17 protein-coding genes, 1 tRNA gene and 1 pseudogene are annotated in these 15,921 nt (G+C 67.3%); 10 read left to right on the top strand and 9 right to left on the bottom strand.

Annotation, left to right across the window (positions count from 1 at the left end; all coding sequences use genetic code 11):
- The first annotated feature begins 9 nt into the window (after positions 1 to 9).
- The 5 genes and pseudogenes from P1K88_RS06555 to P1K88_RS06535 all read left to right on the top strand — a co-directional run bounded on the left by P1K88_RS06555 (position 10) and on the right by P1K88_RS06535 (position 3,798).
- Positions 10 to 1,923, top strand: coding sequence for a beta-CASP ribonuclease aCPSF1 (locus P1K88_RS06555; protein ID WP_276413506.1), 1,914 nt, complete (start codon positions 10 to 12; stop codon positions 1,921 to 1,923).
- Between the two features lie 188 nt (positions 1,924 to 2,111).
- Positions 2,112 to 2,681, top strand: a pseudogene (locus P1K88_RS06550) (aldo/keto reductase); the annotation flags it as partial.
- A gap of 61 nt (positions 2,682 to 2,742) precedes the next feature.
- Positions 2,743 to 3,147: a bacterio-opsin activator domain-containing protein gene (locus tag P1K88_RS06545; RefSeq protein WP_276413504.1), complete on the top strand. Its 405-nt coding sequence runs from the start codon at positions 2,743 to 2,745 to the stop codon at positions 3,145 to 3,147.
- Positions 3,129 to 3,377, top strand: a complete 249-nt coding sequence (locus P1K88_RS06540; RefSeq protein ID WP_276413503.1) for a helix-turn-helix domain-containing protein — start codon at positions 3,129 to 3,131, stop codon at positions 3,375 to 3,377. Before P1K88_RS06545 ends, P1K88_RS06540 begins: the two co-directional genes overlap by 19 nt.
- A gap of 76 nt (positions 3,378 to 3,453) precedes the next feature.
- Complete coding sequence (locus P1K88_RS06535) at positions 3,454 to 3,798, top strand: HalOD1 output domain-containing protein (protein WP_276413501.1); 345 nt, start codon at positions 3,454 to 3,456, stop codon at positions 3,796 to 3,798.
- A gap of 9 nt (positions 3,799 to 3,807) precedes the next feature.
- Here the strand turns inward: P1K88_RS06535 and P1K88_RS06530 are convergent, their stop codons facing one another.
- Genes P1K88_RS06530 through P1K88_RS06520 form a run of 3 tightly spaced genes read right to left on the bottom strand, consistent with a single transcriptional unit; the run spans position 3,808 to position 5,281 of the window.
- On the bottom strand, positions 3,808 to 4,608 hold the full coding sequence (locus P1K88_RS06530; RefSeq protein WP_276413499.1) for an endonuclease III domain-containing protein: 801 nt from the start codon (positions 4,606 to 4,608) through the stop codon (positions 3,808 to 3,810).
- A 51-nt stretch (positions 4,609 to 4,659) separates the two neighbouring features.
- The gene (locus P1K88_RS06525; RefSeq protein ID WP_276413497.1) at positions 4,660 to 5,085 is read right to left on the bottom strand and encodes a DUF371 domain-containing protein; all 426 of its coding nucleotides are present in this window, start codon (positions 5,083 to 5,085) and stop codon (positions 4,660 to 4,662) included.
- Between the two features lie 25 nt (positions 5,086 to 5,110).
- Positions 5,111 to 5,281 carry a hypothetical protein gene (locus P1K88_RS06520; protein WP_276276603.1) on the bottom strand — a complete coding sequence of 57 codons (171 nt, stop codon included), beginning with the start codon at positions 5,279 to 5,281 and terminating at the stop codon, positions 5,111 to 5,113.
- Positions 5,282 to 5,394: 113 nt separating this feature from the next.
- On the opposite strand from P1K88_RS06520, the gene P1K88_RS06515 reads away from it, so the two are divergent.
- The 3 genes from P1K88_RS06515 to P1K88_RS06505 all read left to right on the top strand — a co-directional run bounded on the left by P1K88_RS06515 (position 5,395) and on the right by P1K88_RS06505 (position 9,119).
- Positions 5,395 to 7,239: a glycoside hydrolase family 2 protein gene (locus P1K88_RS06515; protein WP_276413494.1), complete on the top strand. Its 1,845-nt coding sequence runs from the start codon at positions 5,395 to 5,397 to the stop codon at positions 7,237 to 7,239.
- 246 nt (positions 7,240 to 7,485) lie between these two features.
- Positions 7,486 to 8,376 (top strand): coiled-coil protein, encoded by an 891-nt coding sequence (locus P1K88_RS06510; protein ID WP_276413492.1) that lies wholly within the window; start codon positions 7,486 to 7,488, stop codon positions 8,374 to 8,376.
- A gap of 38 nt (positions 8,377 to 8,414) precedes the next feature.
- Positions 8,415 to 9,119, top strand: a complete 705-nt coding sequence (locus P1K88_RS06505) for a LysE family translocator (RefSeq protein ID WP_276413490.1) — start codon at positions 8,415 to 8,417, stop codon at positions 9,117 to 9,119.
- On the opposite strand, the gene P1K88_RS06500 is transcribed toward P1K88_RS06505, so the two are convergent.
- Positions 9,114 to 9,836: an HD domain-containing protein gene (locus tag P1K88_RS06500; RefSeq protein ID WP_276413488.1), complete on the bottom strand. Its 723-nt coding sequence runs from the start codon at positions 9,834 to 9,836 to the stop codon at positions 9,114 to 9,116. The two genes, P1K88_RS06505 and P1K88_RS06500, sit on opposite strands and share 6 nt — an antisense overlap.
- Positions 9,837 to 10,325: 489 nt before the next feature.
- Here P1K88_RS06500 and P1K88_RS06495 point away from each other — a divergent pair, with 489 nt between their 5' ends.
- Entirely contained in the window at positions 10,326 to 11,054 is a 729-nt protein-coding gene (locus P1K88_RS06495) for a GNAT family N-acetyltransferase (RefSeq protein ID WP_276413486.1), read from the top strand.
- Here the strand turns inward: P1K88_RS06495 and P1K88_RS06490 are convergent.
- The 5 genes from P1K88_RS06490 to P1K88_RS06470 all read right to left on the bottom strand — a co-directional run bounded on the left by P1K88_RS06490 (position 11,051) and on the right by P1K88_RS06470 (position 14,095).
- Entirely contained in the window at positions 11,051 to 11,251 is a 201-nt protein-coding gene (locus P1K88_RS06490; protein WP_276413484.1) for a hypothetical protein, read from the bottom strand. The genes P1K88_RS06495 and P1K88_RS06490 overlap by 4 nt on opposite strands.
- 89 nt (positions 11,252 to 11,340) lie before the next feature.
- Positions 11,341 to 12,585 carry a hypothetical protein gene (locus tag P1K88_RS06485; protein ID WP_276413482.1) on the bottom strand — a complete coding sequence of 415 codons (1,245 nt, stop codon included), beginning with the start codon at positions 12,583 to 12,585 and terminating at the stop codon, positions 11,341 to 11,343.
- Positions 12,586 to 13,009: 424 nt separating this feature from the next.
- Positions 13,010 to 13,112: transfer RNA gene (locus tag P1K88_RS06480), tRNA-Gln, on the bottom strand.
- 78 nt (positions 13,113 to 13,190) lie between these two features.
- A complete protein-coding gene (locus P1K88_RS06475; RefSeq protein ID WP_276413480.1) occupies positions 13,191 to 13,625 on the bottom strand; it encodes a metal-dependent transcriptional regulator in 435 nt (144 codons plus the stop codon).
- On the bottom strand, positions 13,622 to 14,095 hold the full coding sequence (locus P1K88_RS06470) for a ferritin-like domain-containing protein (RefSeq protein ID WP_276413478.1): 474 nt from the start codon (positions 14,093 to 14,095) through the stop codon (positions 13,622 to 13,624). Before P1K88_RS06470 ends, P1K88_RS06475 begins: the two co-directional genes overlap by 4 nt.
- A 146-nt stretch (positions 14,096 to 14,241) precedes the next feature.
- Here P1K88_RS06470 and P1K88_RS06465 point away from each other — a divergent pair, with 146 nt between their 5' ends.
- Positions 14,242 to 15,873, top strand: a complete 1,632-nt coding sequence (locus tag P1K88_RS06465) for an alpha-amylase family protein (protein WP_276413476.1) — start codon at positions 14,242 to 14,244, stop codon at positions 15,871 to 15,873.
- Positions 15,874 to 15,921: the final 48 nt, after the last annotated feature.

The raw sequence follows: 15,921 nt of genomic DNA, 5'->3' as shown, positions 1-15,921 counted from the left end.
TTCTGACTCATGAGTACGGTAGACAAGCAGCTCGAAGGCGTGAAGGCAACGATAGACGACGTCGTCCCGCGACGGATCTCCGTCTCGGATGTGACCTACGAGGGACCGGAGCTGGTCATCTACACGCGAGACCCGGCGGAGTTCGCGGCCGACACCGAACTCGTCCGGCAGCTCGCCTCCAAGCTCCGCAAGCGGATCACGGTCCGTCCGGACCCGAGCGCCCTCACGCGTCCCGAGGACGCGGAGAGCGTCATCCGGGACGTCGTCCCCGACGACGCCGGCGTGACCGACATCGAGTTCGATCGCGAGACCGGCGAGGTCCGCATCGAGGCCCGGAATCCGGGCGCCGTCATCGGCCGCGGCGGCGAGACGCGCCGCGAGATCACCGCGGCAGTGGGCTGGACACCCGAGGTCGTCCGCAGCGCCCCCATCGAGTCCTCGACGGTCGACAACGTCCGCAGCTTCCTCGGCGAGGAGCGCGAGGAGCGCCGGACCATCCTCGAGCGCGTCGGGCGACAGATCCACCGCGAACCGATGTCCGACGACGAGTGGGTCCGCATCACCTCGCTCGGGTGCTGTCGCGAGGTGGGGCGTGCCGCGTTCGTCATCTCGACGCCCAACACGCGAATCCTGGTCGACTGCGGCGAGAAACCCGGGGCCGACGGCGAGACGCCGTATCTCGACGTGCCCGAGGCGCTCGGGTCCGGGGCGTCGACCATCGACGCCGTCGTCCTGACACACGCCCACCTCGACCACGCCGCGCTGGTCCCGCTGCTGTACGAACGGGGCTACGACGGCCCCATCTACTGTACCGAACCCACCCGCGACCTGCTGGGTCTGCTGACGCTCGACTACATCGACAGCGCGAACGCCGACGGCCGGACGCCGCCCTACGACTCCAAGATGGTCCGCGAGGCCATCAAGCACACCATCACGCTGGAGTACGGCGACGTCACCGACATCGCGCCGGACGTCAAGCTCACCCTGCACAACGCCGGCCACGTCCTGGGCAGTTCCGTCGTCCACTTCCACGTCGGCGAGGGCCTGTACAACGTCGCCTTCTCCGGGGACGTCCACTACAGCGACACCCGCCTGCTCGACGGGGCAGTCAACCAGTTCCCCCGCGTCGAGACGCTGGTCCTCGAGTCGACCTACGGCGGCCGCAACGACTACCAGACCGACCAGAACGACTCCGAGCGGAAGCTCAAACAGGTCGTCCGCGACACCGCCGACCGCGGCGGGACGGTCCTGGTGCCGACGGAGGCCGTCGGCCGGGCCCAGGAGGTCATGCTGGTCCTCGCCGAGGCCATGCGCGAGGGGGAGATTCCCGACCTGCCCGTCTACCTCGACGGGATGGTCTGGGAGGCGACGGCCGTCCACACGACCTACCCCGAGTTCCTCCGCGACGACCTGGCGGACCGCATCTTCGACGCCGAGGCGAACCCCTTCCTCTCCGACCAGTTCCACGCCTTCGACGGCGACGACGCGGAACGGCAGGCAATCGCCGGGGGCGACCCGGCCATCGTCCTCGCCCCGTCCGGGATGCTCACCCGGGGCCCGGTCCGCTCGTGGCTCGAACACGTCGGCCCCGACCCCGACTCGGCGCTCACCTTCCTCGACTACCAGGCGAAGGGGACGCCGGGCCGGCGCATCCAGAACGGGCAGCGAGCGGCCCCGGCGCGCAACGGCAGCCGGGAGACGGTCGACCTGTCGCTGCGCGTCGAGACCCTCGACGGCTTCTCGGGCCACGCCGACCGGCAGGGCCTCGAGAACTTCGTCAACACGATGAGTCCGCGCCCGGAGAAGGTCCTCTGTGTCCACGGCGACGAGTCCGCGACGCAGGACCTCTCCTCGGGGCTGTACCACGAGCACAACCTGCGGACCTTCGCCCCGGAGAACCTAGAGACGTTCCGCTTCCGGTGACCTGACACCGCCGTCTCACTTCACCGACGGCCGGAGCAGGCGCTGACGTGTGGCTGTGAGGGGTCTACTGCCTCGAGTCGGGGCGCGAGGCTGACTCCCCCGACCGCGAACTCACGCTGTCGATGGCCGACCACGTCTGGCACCTCGAACCCCGGCGCGACTGGGACCGCTCGCTGTCGTACTACCTCGAAATCCACTACCTGGGTGCGTCGACGATGGCCGCCTGGCAACTGACCAAGGCGCTGTGGACGAGCGACGTCGAGGGCCTCGAGCGCTTCGGGGTCACCCAGCCGCTCTTTCACGCCGGCTACCGCGACGACGTGAAGGACTACCTCGACGTCTGTGCCGACCAGGACCTGGCGGTCTGTCCGTACTCGCCGCTGGCCGGCGGCTTCCTCACCGGGAAGTACGAGCGGGCCGACCCCGACGACCCGACGGCGTTCGAGGGGCCGGCGGGCTCCCGGGGGGACATCTACGACTCCTTCGATGAGTACTACCTCTCTGAGCGCGGGTGGCACGTCCTCGAGGCGATCGAGACCGTCGCCGAGGAGCTCGACGCGACGGCGGCTCAGGTGGCGCTGCGCTGGCTCGTCGAACAGCCGGAGGTCACCTGCGTGCCCATCGTCGGCGCGCGGACCACGGACCAGCTCGCGGAGAACGTCGGCGCCGTCGACGTCTCGCTGTCCGACGACCAGTTCAACCGCATCGTCAGCGCCCGGTACGCCGACGACGGCCAGCGCTGGGGCCACCGCCGGTAATTCACCCCTAGTGTGAATACTACCACCGTTCTTACATCAACAGAGGGAGATAGTACCTGCAATGGCGACGCTCGCGGAGTTCACCATCGAGCAAGGTGCGTTCCCGTTCGACAGCGTCTTCGAGTCGTTTCCTGACGCGACCATCGAGATCGAGCGGCTGATTCCGACCGGGGACGCCGTCCTCCCCTACGTCTGGATCAGGAGTCCCCACGGAGACGAGACCCTCGAGATACTCTCAAAGTCGCCCGCCCTGTCGAACGTGGGCGTCATCGACCAGGTCAGCGAACGGACGCTCTTCCGGTGCGAGTACGTCACCTCCTACGACGGGGTTCTGAGTGCAATAGTCGAGACCGGCGTCAATCTGCTGGCGACCAACGGGACCGTCCAGGGATGGACGATTCAGGTCCGCGGCATCGAATCCGGGGCCATCGCCAAGTTCGACGGGGCGTGCAGAGACTCACGCTGACGGAACTGCACGAGCTCTCCTCGGGCACCGACCCGGCGACGTCCGAGCTGACGGCGCCGCAACGCGAGGCACTCCTGCTGGCATACGAGATGGGGTACTTCGACGAACCAAGGGCGGCGACGCTGGAGGACATCGCAGCCCGACTCGACATCTCCCGACAGGCCGTCGCGAACCGCCTGCGGCGCGGCCACCGGGCGCTCATCCGCAAGATGCTGTCCGAAACCGGATGACTCGCCACGCTGTCGTAATAAACGGATTACATAGTCAACCGTATCTGGCATTCTCGTAGACAGATTCCGTACGAGCATGGACGAGTTATCTGACAGGGAGACTGGTCTGGAGGCGATAGCGGAGGGTGGGATGTTCTCCTTCGCGACGCTCACGACGGACGAAGCCACGGGCACGACCACCGCGGAGTTCGACCCGGCCGACGGCGTCCCGAGCATGGCGGTCACCGCGCTCGTCGCCGACCGGAAGGGTGTGGACCCGTGCGACCTGCCGGTGGTCTACGACGTCATCGACCCCGACGCCCTGGATATGCTCTTTGGCGACCACCGCGCCGGCCTGGCGAACGCCTCCGTCTCCTTCCGGTACGAGGGATTCGACGTCCGCATCGACCACGGCACCATCTCCATCACCGGGCGCGCCTGAGAACGGAATCTAGTCTGTCTCGCTCGGGTCGACGACCTCGCCGGCGGTCGGATAGACACCCACCTGGTCACAGAGCCCCGCCAGCGGACACGCGTCGGGGTCGTCCAGACACGCCGGCTTCCGCGCGGTACAGTACTCGCGCCCGAACTGGATCATCGCCGTGTGTCCGAAGCCGCACTTCTCGCCGGGGATGGCCCGCTCCAGGTGCTCGCGAACGGTCTCGTGGTCCGCGTCAGCCGGGGCGAGCCCCATCCGCCGGGCGATGCGGTGGACGTGCGTGTCGACGGGGAAGACGCCCGGGCGACCGCCCGCGAACAGCAGGACGCAGTCGGCGGTCTTCGGGCCGACGCCGTTCAACTCGAGCAGGCAGTCCCGAACCGCACCGGAGTCACTCGTCTTGACGTACTCGTCGAAGCCGTCGGCGCCGCCGTACTCGTCGACCACCAGCTCGGCCAGCGCGACGATGCGCGCCGACTTCTGGTTGTACAGGCCCGCCGACTCGATGGTCTCGGCCACCCGCTGCTGGTCTGCCCCGGCGAGCGACGCCGCCAGGTCCTCGTCGCCGTAGGCCTCCAGCAGCGCGTCGTTGGCCGGCTGGCTGGCGGCGTCGGAGGTGTTCTGACTGAGGATCGTCCGGACCAGACACTCGAAGGCGGGCTGGCCGCCGTAGGTCTTCTGCCAGTAGAGGTCGCCCAGTCGGTCGACGACGGCCTCGGCGCGGGTGGCGTCGGTCCCGTGGTCGAACGCTCGCGCCGTGCCGCCACCCGTCTCGCCGCCGCTGATGTTCCGGTCGGGTTCGGGGTCGTCCATGTCCCGACGGTGGGCCGCGAACCCCAAAGAGGCGTCGAGACGACCGACCGCTCAGTCGCCGGCGACGCGCAGAGTCATCGTCAGGTCAGCGCCGTCGGCCACCGCGGCTACGAGGTCGCGGTCGATGTCGGCGGCGGCGGCGTCGGCCCCGACCATCACCGTCCGCTCGTCGACGTAGTCGCTCGTCCGCAGAACGTGGCTGCGGTCGCTCTCGAAGGTCAGGTCCGGGTGGCCGGACCCGGTGACCGTCGCGGTGTGGCCGGCCGCCTGGAGGGTGGCGGTGATTGTCGCGTCGGCGTCCCGGCAGGCCGCGACGAAGTCGGCGTCGAACTCGCTCGGGACCTGGTGGGCCTCGATGCCGAGGATGCAGTCCCCGGCGGGCGTCAGGAAGTCGTCGCTCGTCAGTTCCAGGGTACTGGCGTGCTCGGCGGTGACGTGTTCGTGGCCCGCCGCGTGGACGGTCTCCTCGATGTGCATACGCCCCCTCGACGGGCAGGGTACTTCAGCGAGACGACTCGGGCCGGCAGACGGTGACCGTCACCGCACCGCACGCACACTCGTAGGCCGCCCGGCGGCCGGCGTCCGTCTCGAACACCAGCGCCGGGTCCGCGAGCGGCCGGTCGCAGTCGTGGCCGTCACAGTGGGGCGCGTCGTCGAGTAACTCCTCGAACATACGTCCGATAAGTGCCCCCTCCCACCTGAATGCGAGCCATCCCCGGAGTGAAAGTGAAAGTGGAAATCGACAGCGGAGTAACTGATATGTCTCCGGCGGACACCTCACCGGGTATGTCGCTATCGTGGCGCGCCGCGGCGGTCACACCGGACGGCACCCCGCCGACGCCGGACGCGTGGGACCCGGTGACGATCCCGGGCCGACCGCCGCAGTTCGCTGGCGCCGACGCCGTCGCCTACGAGACGAAGTTCGCTGACCCGCGAGGACCCGGCGAGGAGCACGCCCGTCTCGTCCTGCACGGCACGTTCGCACACGCACGCGTGTGGTGCAACGGGGAGCGCGTCGCGACCCACGACGCCTACTTCGCGCCGCTCCGCGTCAGGTTGCCCGACGCAGACGAGTACCGCGTCGTCGTCGAGTGCCGCGCGCCCGAGGACCGCTTCGGCGGGTTGCACGCCACCGACGCCCTCCCGGCCGAGCGGCGTGTGCCCGGCATCTGGTGGCGCGCCGCCGTCGAGGCCCGACCGGACCCGTACGTCGACGACGTCCGGGTGGCGCCACGCCTGACCGACGACGGCGCGGCCGTCGACGTCACCGCCGACGTGCTGACGACAGACGCCATCGACGACCGACTGACGGTCACCCTGCGACCGGAGGGGGCGAGTCGGGGCGGCGGGACGATGTCGCGCTCGCAGGTCACCGCCGGGAGCGGGACGGCGACCGTCTCACACACCATCGAGGTCCGCGACCCGGCGCTGTGGTGGCCCCACGACAGGGGCGAGCAGGCCCGCTACGTGGTCCGTGCGAAGGTCGGCGACGACGCCCACGCGGTGACCACGGGACTGCGGACCGTCGAGACGGGAGACGCTGGCTTCCGGGTCAACGGCGAGCGCGTCCCGGCCCGTGGAGTGACGCTGCTGGACCCGACGGCCGACGACGTCGAACGGGCCGCCGCGGCGAACGCCAACCTCGTCCGGGTCCGTGCCCAGGGAGCGCCGCCGGCCGTGGCGGCCGCGTGTGACCGTCACGGCGTCCTGCTGTGGCAGGACCTCCCGCTGACCGGCGCCGGCGGCTTCGACGCCGAGCGCGGGGCCGACCTCGCGGCGTCGCTCGTCGACACCTACGATCACCGCCCGAGTCTCGCCGCCGTTGGCGTCCACGACGCGCCCGTCGGGGCCTACGCGTCGGGCCTCGGGTCGGGACCGCTCGACCGCCTGCGCTTTCGCTTCCGGGCCTGGCGGGCGGCCTACGACGCGACGGCGGCCGAGCGCGTCGCAGACGCCGTCGAGACCGTCCCGACCGTGCCCGTGGTCGGCCCGCCCGGTATCGATTCCGACGCCCTCACGCTGTTTCCCGGGTGGGAGTACGGGCGGGCGACGGACCTCGAGTGGCTCTGTGACCGGTACGGCGGGACCGGGATGGTCGGCGGGTTCGGCGCGGGGTCGCTGGGGACCGACGACCCGGCCGACGAGGCGGGGTTCGACCGCCGCGCCCACGAGCGGTACGTCGACGACGGCCGCGAGGCCTCACAAGCCTACCAGGCCCGCCTCGTCCGGACGGTCGCCGAGGGGTTCCGCGAGCGCGGGACCGGCGTCGTCGTCCTCGAGACGCTGCGTGACGTGGCCGACGCCGGGATGGGCGTCCTGGCCGCCGACGGGGCGGCGAAACCGGCCTTCGACGCGCTGGCCGACGCCTACGAACCGACGCGGGTCGTCCTCGCCGACCCGACGCCCGGGCCGAGCGACGTCGTCCTCCTCCACGACGGCGGGGCCACCGAGACGGTGACCGTCGAGTGGGATCACGAGGGCGCCCGCGAACAGGCCGAACACACCGTCGGGCCCCACGGACGCGTGACCGCCGGGTCGCTGGACCTGTCGGCCGGCGACGAGGTGACGCTGGCCGTCGCCGTCGGGGACCGCGTCGTGAAATCGACCTACCAGATAGCGAGTAATATATAGGTGGCATCGGAGTCGTGGTAACTCTTCACGCGGGCACACAGAGGCATGAGAGCGGTTGTCGCGGCATCCAGTGTACCGCAATATTTAAACACAACCGCCCGATAGTAATAGTCACCAGAACGCTTCCGCGTTCAGGCAGTATCGCCTTCCGCCCAACATGAGAGGGAATCCTTATTATTGGCGTCAGCCCCTCACGAGCGGACTCGCTGTCTGTGCAGAAGCGGTGATGGCATAGAGGTTTCAACAATGGCAGACTCGATAGACGAATCAAAGAACGTTACAGTAACCGAAGAGGATCTCGAAAACAAGTCCAAAGGCGAGCTCATCAAGCTCGCGGGCCAGCTGCGCGACCGACGCAACGAGCTGAACCAGATGGCGAGCGAGCGGGCCTCCGCCCGCGACGACCTGAACGCCGAGACGCGCGAGAAGGTCGACGAGGCCCAGGAGCACCGCGAGAAGCGCGACGAGCTCAACGAGCAGGTCCAGGAGCACAAGGACAAGCGAAACGAGCTCAACGCGAAGGCCAACGAGCTGTTCGACAAGGTCGACAAGCTCAAAAACGACCTGGAACTCGACGAGGGGACCTCGGTCGAGGAGCTCAAAGAGGAGATCGAAGAGCTCGAGTTCAAACAGCAGACCGAGGTGCTCTCCTCCGAGGACGAGAAAGAGCTCATCGAGAAAATCGAGAACAAGCGCGAGAAGCTCCAGGAGAAGACCGAGAAGCTCGACCAGAGCGGTGACTTAGAGGAGCTGAAGGCCGAGGCCGAGGAGGTCCGCTCCGAGGCGTCCAAGCACCACAAGAAGGTCACGGAGCTCGCAGACGAGGCCCAGAAGCACCACAACAAGATGATCGAGGCCTACCGGGAGGCCGACGAGATCCGCGACGAGGCCGACGAGAAACACGAGGAGTTCGTCGAGGCCCAGGAGGCCGCCGACCAGCACCACGAGGACTTCGTCCGCGTCCAGAAGCGCCTGCGCGAGCTCGACAAGAAAGAGGAGCAAGAAGAGCGCTCCCAGCGCGAGGAAAAGCAGGAGGCCGCCCGCGAGGAGGCCGAGGAAATCTACCAGAAGTTCAAGGAAGGCGAGACCCTCGACACCGAGGACCTGATGAAGCTGCAGAAGGCCGGCAAGCTGTAACGTCGACGTTTTCTTCTCTCCGTTCTCCACTCCGATAGATGCTTCATTGGCCCGCACTCGCCCAGACCGGACTCATCTCGCTTCTCCCGACAGTCGTCGGCGGGGCCGTCTTCGGCCTCGCGCTCGCGGCACCGCCGGGACCGATGAACGCCATCATCGCCGAGGAGAGCGCGGTCCGGGGGTGGCGGTCGGGGTTCGCGGCCGGCCTCGGCGCGATGGTGGCCGACGCCTGTTTCTTCGTGCTGGCGCTCGCCGGCGTGGCGACGGTAGTGCGGTCGATGCCAGTCCTGCGGCGGGCGATGGTCGGCGTCGGTGGCCTCCTGATGCTGTGGTTCGCCTACGGCGCGGTCAAGGACGCGACGGCGCTCTCGTCGGTCGAAGCCGACGACGGGGGGAGTCGCGGCTTCCGGAAGGCGTTCGTGCTGGCCCTGACCAACCCCTACCAGGTCGTCTTCTGGCTCACCGTCGGCGTCGGCCTGCTCGAACCCGGCCAGGTGGACGTCCTGGCGGTCCTCCCGGTAGTCGGGGCGGACCTCGCGAACGTCCTCGTGGTCCGGACGGGCCACCCGCTGCTGGTCGCAGGGCTGTTCGGCGGAATCGTCCTCTGGATAACGGGGTTCCCGGCGACGATCGTCGCCGCCAGGCAGCGCGTCGAGCGACTCGCGCCCGTCGTCGCGTGGGCGAGTGCGGCGGTGCTCGCGGCCACCGGCGTCCTCTTTCTCGCCCGGTCCCTGGGGCTATGACTCGCCCATGCCGGTGGCGACGTCGTCGAGCTGGTCCTCCTCGTCGGCAGCCATCTCGGCGACCTCGACCTCCAGCCACTCCTGGAACCAGCGAGTCCGCTTCAGGCGCTGGTGGATGAGCGAGTCGGCCGTGTCGCTGACGATGCGGTCGCGGGCGTCCTGCCCGCGTTCGATGACGCGTTCGACCATCTCGGCCGTGTCCATGTGAGTGCGGGCCTCGTAGCCCATCCGTAACAGCATGAGCGCCGTCCCGTTGGCGCCGACCTTGTCCAGGATGTCGGCCTCGATGAGACACCGGGTCTCCAGCGAGAGGTCGGTGAGGTCGCCCTGGTAGGAGTGGTCCTCGATGGCGGTACACACCTGGTCGACGAACGAGTCGGGGTAGTCGCCGTGACTGACGAGGTACTCGCGGGCGATGCGCGCGCCGGCCTCGGCGTGGACGTCCTGTTCGGCCTCCAGTTTCGCGATGTCGTGAAACAGCGCCGCGACTCTGGTGACGTCCTCGTTTGCCCCTTCGCGGCGGGCGATCTTCGTCGAGATGTCGACCACGTTGAGGATGTGGTTGAACCGGTATTCGGCTGAGTGCCATGGGTACCAGCGCATCCGTCCGCCCTCGCCTTCGTTCTCGACGCTCGCGGCGAGGTAGTCGTGGACGAACTCCTTCATCGCCTCGAACTCCTCGTCGGAGACCGGCGACTCCTTAATCTCGATGCCCACAACACCACCTCCGCAGAGAGGGTCCAATAATCATCTTACAGGTAGAAAGGTACGTTCGACTCTTTAGCGTTACGACAGGGAGAATCCGCCTCGGACGGGCAGAGGATACAGCTGACCGCGACGGGGACGAAGGGGGGACGCTCGTCGCTGGACGGGACTGACAGAAACGGCACCGAGGCGCGGCCCCCACGGGGATGGTTGAGCGATCGAACCCGCATGGAAGGTACAAGGTCGCTGTGGGGGCCACACATGCACAGACGGACGTTGGCTCGACACGTCGAACACAGGCGGTCGGGAACTGGGCAAGGTTATTCTTAATTGTCCACCTCCAAGCGCATTTGCTATTCAAACAGGTGGGAATATAAACTTTCCTACGCTATTCATCGAAGAGTATCGATTCTCACAGGAGGTATTAACAGATTTAAGGCACAGTGCGGACCCGGTCGTCGGGACTGTACGTTTATGCCGGTCGGCACACAGAATGAGAGTATGGACATCCGAACGGCCAAACCCGCGGACAGACCGGCCATCAGAGACGTCGCCCGGCGGTCGCTGCAGGCCTCGTACTCGCTGGGTCCGCAAGCGATCACCAGCGCCATCGAGGAGTGGTACGACGAGGACCGCCTGGCGGAGATCATGCACGACGAGGACCACAAGATGCTGGTCACCGAGGAGGACGAGCAGGTCGTCGCCTTCTCCGAGAGCGTCGTCTCGGCAGACAACACCGGGACCCTCCTGTGGTTGCACGTCGACCCGGCTTACCGCGGGGAGGGCATCGCCTCTGACCTGTTCGAGGAGACCCGTGCCCACCTGTCCGACCTCGGGGCGGCGCACCTCGACGGGCGCGTCCTCGCGGACAACGTCGAGGGGAACACCTTCTACACCGAGCGCGGGTTCGAACAGGTCGGGACCGACGAGGTCGAGATCGACGGGCGGACCTACGTCGAGAACATCTACACCGAGACCGAACAGTGGGGCCGGGAACCCATCGAGACGGGGGACGGCCGTACCGTCTACATCGATCACGACAACACCGAACGCGGCTCGGTCGCACCCTTCCAGGTGGTCTTTGCCGACGAGGAGGGCGACGACCGCTACGGGTACTTCTGCAGTAACTGCAACACCCTGGCCAACGCCATGGATTCGATGGGGCGCATCGAGTGTGACAGCTGCGGGAACGTCCGCAAGCCCCTCCGCTGGGACGCCGCCTACCTCTAGTTCCCTGTATCGCGCCTCGACGAGCCGCCGTCGTTCGGCCCGTCCCGCCCACGACCCCGCTTTGCCCGGAGAAGTATCAGTTTATAATAGAGGGCAAAGAGGACCACCGCGACGAGGACGCCGATGGCGACGTCTAGAGTGAGCGTAGCCGGTGCCACTTCGCCGAGGACCGACGGGAACAGTGTTTCATAGAGCATATCTAAAGGTAAGATATCATTCACTATAACCGGCCCGTGGTTTCTCGCGGACTGGGAATGGCACCCGTTAGCATGCGGGTGGGGTGTCGCTACTCCTCGGCGGGCGTGGCGGGCCCCGCGGAGCCGCCGAAGGCGTCGGCCAGCGACGCCCGGAACTCGCTGAGCCCCTCGACGTCGCCACGGAGCGTCTCGACCTCCGCTCGCAGCACGTCGACGTCGTCGGCGACGTCCGAGACGCTCGCCTCGACCGAGTCGACGGTCTCTGCGTTGCGCTCTATCTCCGCTTCGATGTCGCTGACGCGGGCCTCGAGCGCCTCGTAGTCGGCGCGCAGCGAGTCGAGGTCCTCGGCCTGGTCGTCGAGACTCCCGTCGAGGCGCGCCACGTCGTCGTCGAGCCGGGTCCTGACGTCGTCGAGGTCGTCCTCGAGGGACCCGTGCGCGTCCTCGATGCGCGCCTCCAAGTCGTCGGTCCGGCGCCGGAGTTCGTCACCGAGGTCCTGGTTCGTCTCCCGGACGGCGTCGACCTCCTCGGAGACCGCCTCGACCGCGGTCCCCAGCTCGGCCACCTCCTCGTCGATCCGGTCGATGAACTCCTGGGCCGTCCCCTGTTCGTCCAAGAACGACTCCAGCGCGGTGGTGTAGGCGGCGAACTCGTCGACCCGCGACGAGAGGTAGTCGAGTCGCGCTTCGACGCTCCGCCGCGGCGATTGCCCCTGCGTGGCCTCGCCCGTGCCGTCCTCCTCCTCGGAGTCGTCCGCGTCGGTCCCCCGGATGACGTCTTTCACGGACGTCGACGACACGGAGACACCCTGCTGACCCCCAGCCGAGGCCGAGGGCGGGGCCCCGCCGGCCCCCTCCGGCGCGTCCGTGTCCCCGGTGGCCCCACTTCCGTCGGCGCTCTGGGGTCTGGCGGTGGGCGCGTCGCCGTCGGTCTGGGCGGCGGGGTTCTCGCCGCCGTCGGTCTGTGCGACCGAGTCCGACGGGTCGGCGGCATCGACGCGCTCGATTCGCGGTTCCTCGAACGCCACGTCGCTCACCGGGTCGGCCAGTTCGATACCGAAGTCGACACTGACGGCGTCGCCCTCGACCGGGAGCCGCACCGACACGCGTTCGCACGTTATCTCCCCGTCGCTGGGCGGGTCGTCGCGTTTGAACCCGACGCTCTCGACCGGCAGGTCGTCGGGCAACTCCTCGACGACGTGCACCACGTCCCGCCGCTGGCTGATTGACTCGACCTGGATGGTACCGACGACCCACCCGTCCTCCACGGAAAGCGTCCGTTCGACGAGGATGCCGTTCGCCGAGACGGTTGCCGTTTTGTTATCAGAAATCATTGTTCTGTTGCCAGGTGTATGACACATGTCATCCTGTAATGTTATAAAATTAACTGGAGTTATCTGTCGTGGGAATGTCGTCTCAGTTCGCCCTCAGTATCACCACGATGACTGTCGCTCTCGGATCCAGTTTCACCCGATACGGTGCTCTAGAGAGTGCTGTAGTGCCTCTGTGAAATCCGCGCTCGTGAACTCCTTTGAACAGGTCACTCGTTTTCGAATTCGATAACCCCCGTTTCGGGGCTCGTCCGGCGACTGCAGGTCCCTCGAGCGCAGCCGGCTCGGCCGGTGGTCCGACGGCCTCCGGGCGACGGGACGTCCTGCACCCGAGCGGATTCGAACCGGAGGAACTCTCACTTCGTTCGGTTTCCAGGGTTCGAACCGCCGAAGATACCTGCCGCTCACGAAGTCGTTCGCAGCAGGATAGTCCCGGGCGGATTCGAACCGCCGTCAAGGGCTGTCTTCGACGAACGGCGACCCCGAACGCCTCCAAAGGCCCTTATGATTGGCCACTACACCACGGGACTTCGCTGCGCTCGTCCCGCGAGACTGCGGGACGCTATCGGTATCGTTCGCCGGAACGTACTTGAACGCTTCGAGACCAGTCAGTCGCCGGTGACTTCGGCCTCGACGTCAAGCAGGCCACAGACGTCTCCCTCGGCGTCGAAGCAGTCCGGACACTGCGGTTCGCGGTCGATGATGGTGTCGAGGCGCTCGGCCACCGTCTCGTCGATGACGCCCTCGAGCTGTTTGGCCTCCGTGCGGAACTGTTCGACCTCCAGGACCTCGACGAGGAACCGCTCGATGATACAGTAGTTCTGGAGGGCGTCGCGGGCCTGCTGAATCCCCTCGTCGGTGAGGTCGACGCCCTTGTACTTCTCGTGTTCGAGGAGGCCGCGGGACTCCAGTTTCCCGATCATCTCGTTCGCGCTGGCCGGACTCACGTCGAGGAAGTCAGCGACGGCACCCGTCGAGGCGGGGCCGTCCGCCTGTTGCTGTGCGAGGTAGATGGCCTTGAGATACTGAGCCTGTGTATTCATCGATAGTCCTCCATGAGTTCGGTGACTGCTTCGACGCCTTCGGCCTCCTCGTCGCGGATGGTCTCGAGGACCGACAGCAGGTGCGCCCGGTCGACCCCGAAGTCGGCGTCCGAGGCCTCGAGGGCGCCGATGAGGTCGTCGTAGAACTTGTAGGCGGTCTCCTCGTTGCACAGCTGGTCATAGAGGATGCCGTCGAAGTCCTGGTCGGCCTCGTACTGGGCCTCGACGAGCGTCTGTATCTCGTCGAAGGGGACCGTCTCCGCGTTGAGGTCGGCGATAATGGTCTCCAGTCGTTCGCGGTGCTCGGCCGACTCCTCGACGGCGCCCTCGAGCATCGCGACCACCTCGGCGTCCTGGGTCGCCTCGGCGTGTTTCTCGGCACGGGCCTCGACGACCTCCTCGAGGACGATGCCGATCTGGAGGAGGCGCGCCAGCTGGTGGTCCGACGCGATGGGGGCACGGAGACTCATCGGGACCCCTCCGGTCGGCGGTGACGGGGCGATTCGATCATGCTCGCACATCCGGGAGGCGGCGACTTAAGCCGTTCCCTGTGGGCCACAGCCACGGTGAGAGTCGAAACGCTAACCTGTCCCGCCCCAGAGGAGTAGTCCAGAGAATGACCGAGCCCGACTGGCACGAGGACGCTGTCATCTACTCGCTCGACGTAAAGACGTTCAACGACAGTGACGGTGACGGCTGGGGCGACTTCCGGGGACTCATCGAGAAAGTCGACTACCTCGAGGAACTCGGCGTCGACTGCCTCTGGCTCCGCCCCTTCTACCCGAGCCCCCTGCGTGACAACGGGTACGACGTGGCCGACTACCGCGACGTCGACGACCGCCTGGGCACCCTCGAGGACTTCGAGGAACTCGCCGAGAAGGCCCACGACCGGGACATACGCGTGCTGACGGACCTCGTGTTGAACCACACCTCCATCGACCACGAGTGGTTTCAGCGGGCCCGCGAGGACCCCGAGTCGAAGTACCACGACTACTACCTCTGGACCAGCCACCTCGAGGACGCCTACCACACCTCGAACATCTTCCCGGAGTACGAGGACGGCGTCTGGTCCTACGACGAGGTGGCCGGGAAACACTACTTCCACCAGTTCTACCACCACCAGCCCGACCTCAACGTCTCGAACCCGGCCGTGCGCGACGAGATGCACGATATCCTCCGTTTCTGGCTCGAGAAGGGCGCCGACGGCTTCCGCATCGACGCCGCACACCCGATGCTCATCGAGAAGGGACACGACGCCACCACCGAGGACATCGACATCTTCGTCGAGATGAAAGACGTCGTCCGCGCCGAGAAGACGGACGCCGTCCTGCTGGCGGAGGCCGACGACCAGCCCGAGCACCTCGATTACTACTTCGCGGACGGCGAGGCGTTCGACCTGATGTTCAACTTCGTCCTCAACGCCCACATGGTCTATGGCATCGGCGTCGAGGACGTCTGGCCGCTCCGCCGGGCCGACGAGATTCTGCCCGACATCTCCGGGGTCGGCCAGTGGGCGAACTTCCTGCGCAACCACGACGAGTGGAACCTGCTGAAGCTCCCCCAGGAGACCTTAGAGCACGCCAGGGAGTACTTCGGGCCCGACGACGGCTCCTCGTGGATATTCGGCCGCGGCCACCGCCTGCGCCTGGCGGACCTCTACGACCACGACCACGACCGCATCGCGATGGCCCACAGCCTGCTGTTCTCGTATCCCGGCACGCCGGTCGTGCTCTCGGGCGACGAGATCGGCATGGGCTCTGACCTCTGGCTCGAGGAGCGCGAGTCCGTCCGGACGCCGATGCAGTGGGACGACAGCGAGAACGGCGGCTTCTCGACGGCCGACCGCGAGGACTGCTACAACCCGCCCGTCGTCGGCACGGAGTACGACTTCACACACGTCAACGTCGCCGACCAGCGCGGCGACCCCGACTCCCTGCTCTCGCGCATCCAGCGGGTCATCGACGCCCGCCACGCCAACACCGAGATAAGCGACGGCAGTTTCCACATGGCCGACTCGGGCCACAAGGACGTGATGGTCCACCGCGTCGACACCGACGACGTGGCGCTCATCTTCGCGCACAACTTCGCCCACGAGCCCCGCGAGGCGGTCCTCCAGTGGGAGGTCCCCGACGCGGATACCACCCAGCAGGTCGGCGCGGGCGGGTATCACGTCGCGGACGGCGGCGTGACGTTCTCACTCGGGCCCTGTGAGTACGTCTGGCTGCGGGGCGACAAGAGCGACCGGTAAAAGGGCCGGCCCGCGACTACCCACACCGACGCCGAGGCGAGCACAGCC

The organism is Haloarcula halobia (genome assembly GCF_029338255.1).
GTDB classification, from domain to species: domain Archaea; phylum Halobacteriota; class Halobacteria; order Halobacteriales; family Haloarculaceae; genus Haloarcula; species Haloarcula halobia.
Note: the sequence above shows the minus strand (reverse complement) of the source record. Positions and strands in the feature narration are given on the sequence as shown.

Excerpts from the sequence above, each read along its gene's own strand:
- P1K88_RS06555 (WP_276413506.1), top strand. The coding sequence starts at position 10 with ATGAGTACGGTAGACAAGCAGCTCGAAGGCGTGAAGGCAACGATAGAC.
- P1K88_RS06545 (WP_276413504.1), top strand. The coding sequence starts at position 2,743 with ATGGCGACGCTCGCGGAGTTCACCATCGAGCAAGGTGCGTTCCCGTTC.
- P1K88_RS06535 (WP_276413501.1), top strand. The coding sequence starts at position 3,454 with ATGGACGAGTTATCTGACAGGGAGACTGGTCTGGAGGCGATAGCGGAG.
- P1K88_RS06530 (WP_276413499.1), bottom strand. The coding sequence starts at position 4,608 with ATGGACGACCCCGAACCCGACCGGAACATCAGCGGCGGCGAGACGGGT.
- P1K88_RS06525 (WP_276413497.1), bottom strand. The coding sequence starts at position 5,085 with ATGCACATCGAGGAGACCGTCCACGCGGCGGGCCACGAACACGTCACC.
- P1K88_RS06520 (WP_276276603.1), bottom strand. The coding sequence starts at position 5,281 with ATGTTCGAGGAGTTACTCGACGACGCGCCCCACTGTGACGGCCACGAC.
- P1K88_RS06515 (WP_276413494.1), top strand. The coding sequence starts at position 5,395 with ATGTCGCTATCGTGGCGCGCCGCGGCGGTCACACCGGACGGCACCCCG.
- P1K88_RS06510 (WP_276413492.1), top strand. The coding sequence starts at position 7,486 with ATGGCAGACTCGATAGACGAATCAAAGAACGTTACAGTAACCGAAGAG.
- P1K88_RS06505 (WP_276413490.1), top strand. The coding sequence starts at position 8,415 with ATGCTTCATTGGCCCGCACTCGCCCAGACCGGACTCATCTCGCTTCTC.
- P1K88_RS06495 (WP_276413486.1), top strand. The coding sequence starts at position 10,326 with ATGGACATCCGAACGGCCAAACCCGCGGACAGACCGGCCATCAGAGAC.
- P1K88_RS06490 (WP_276413484.1), bottom strand. The coding sequence starts at position 11,251 with ATGCTCTATGAAACACTGTTCCCGTCGGTCCTCGGCGAAGTGGCACCG.
- P1K88_RS06485 (WP_276413482.1), bottom strand. The coding sequence starts at position 12,585 with ATGATTTCTGATAACAAAACGGCAACCGTCTCGGCGAACGGCATCCTC.
- P1K88_RS06475 (WP_276413480.1), bottom strand. The coding sequence starts at position 13,625 with ATGAATACACAGGCTCAGTATCTCAAGGCCATCTACCTCGCACAGCAA.
- P1K88_RS06470 (WP_276413478.1), bottom strand. The coding sequence starts at position 14,095 with ATGAGTCTCCGTGCCCCCATCGCGTCGGACCACCAGCTGGCGCGCCTC.
- P1K88_RS06465 (WP_276413476.1), top strand. The coding sequence starts at position 14,242 with ATGACCGAGCCCGACTGGCACGAGGACGCTGTCATCTACTCGCTCGAC.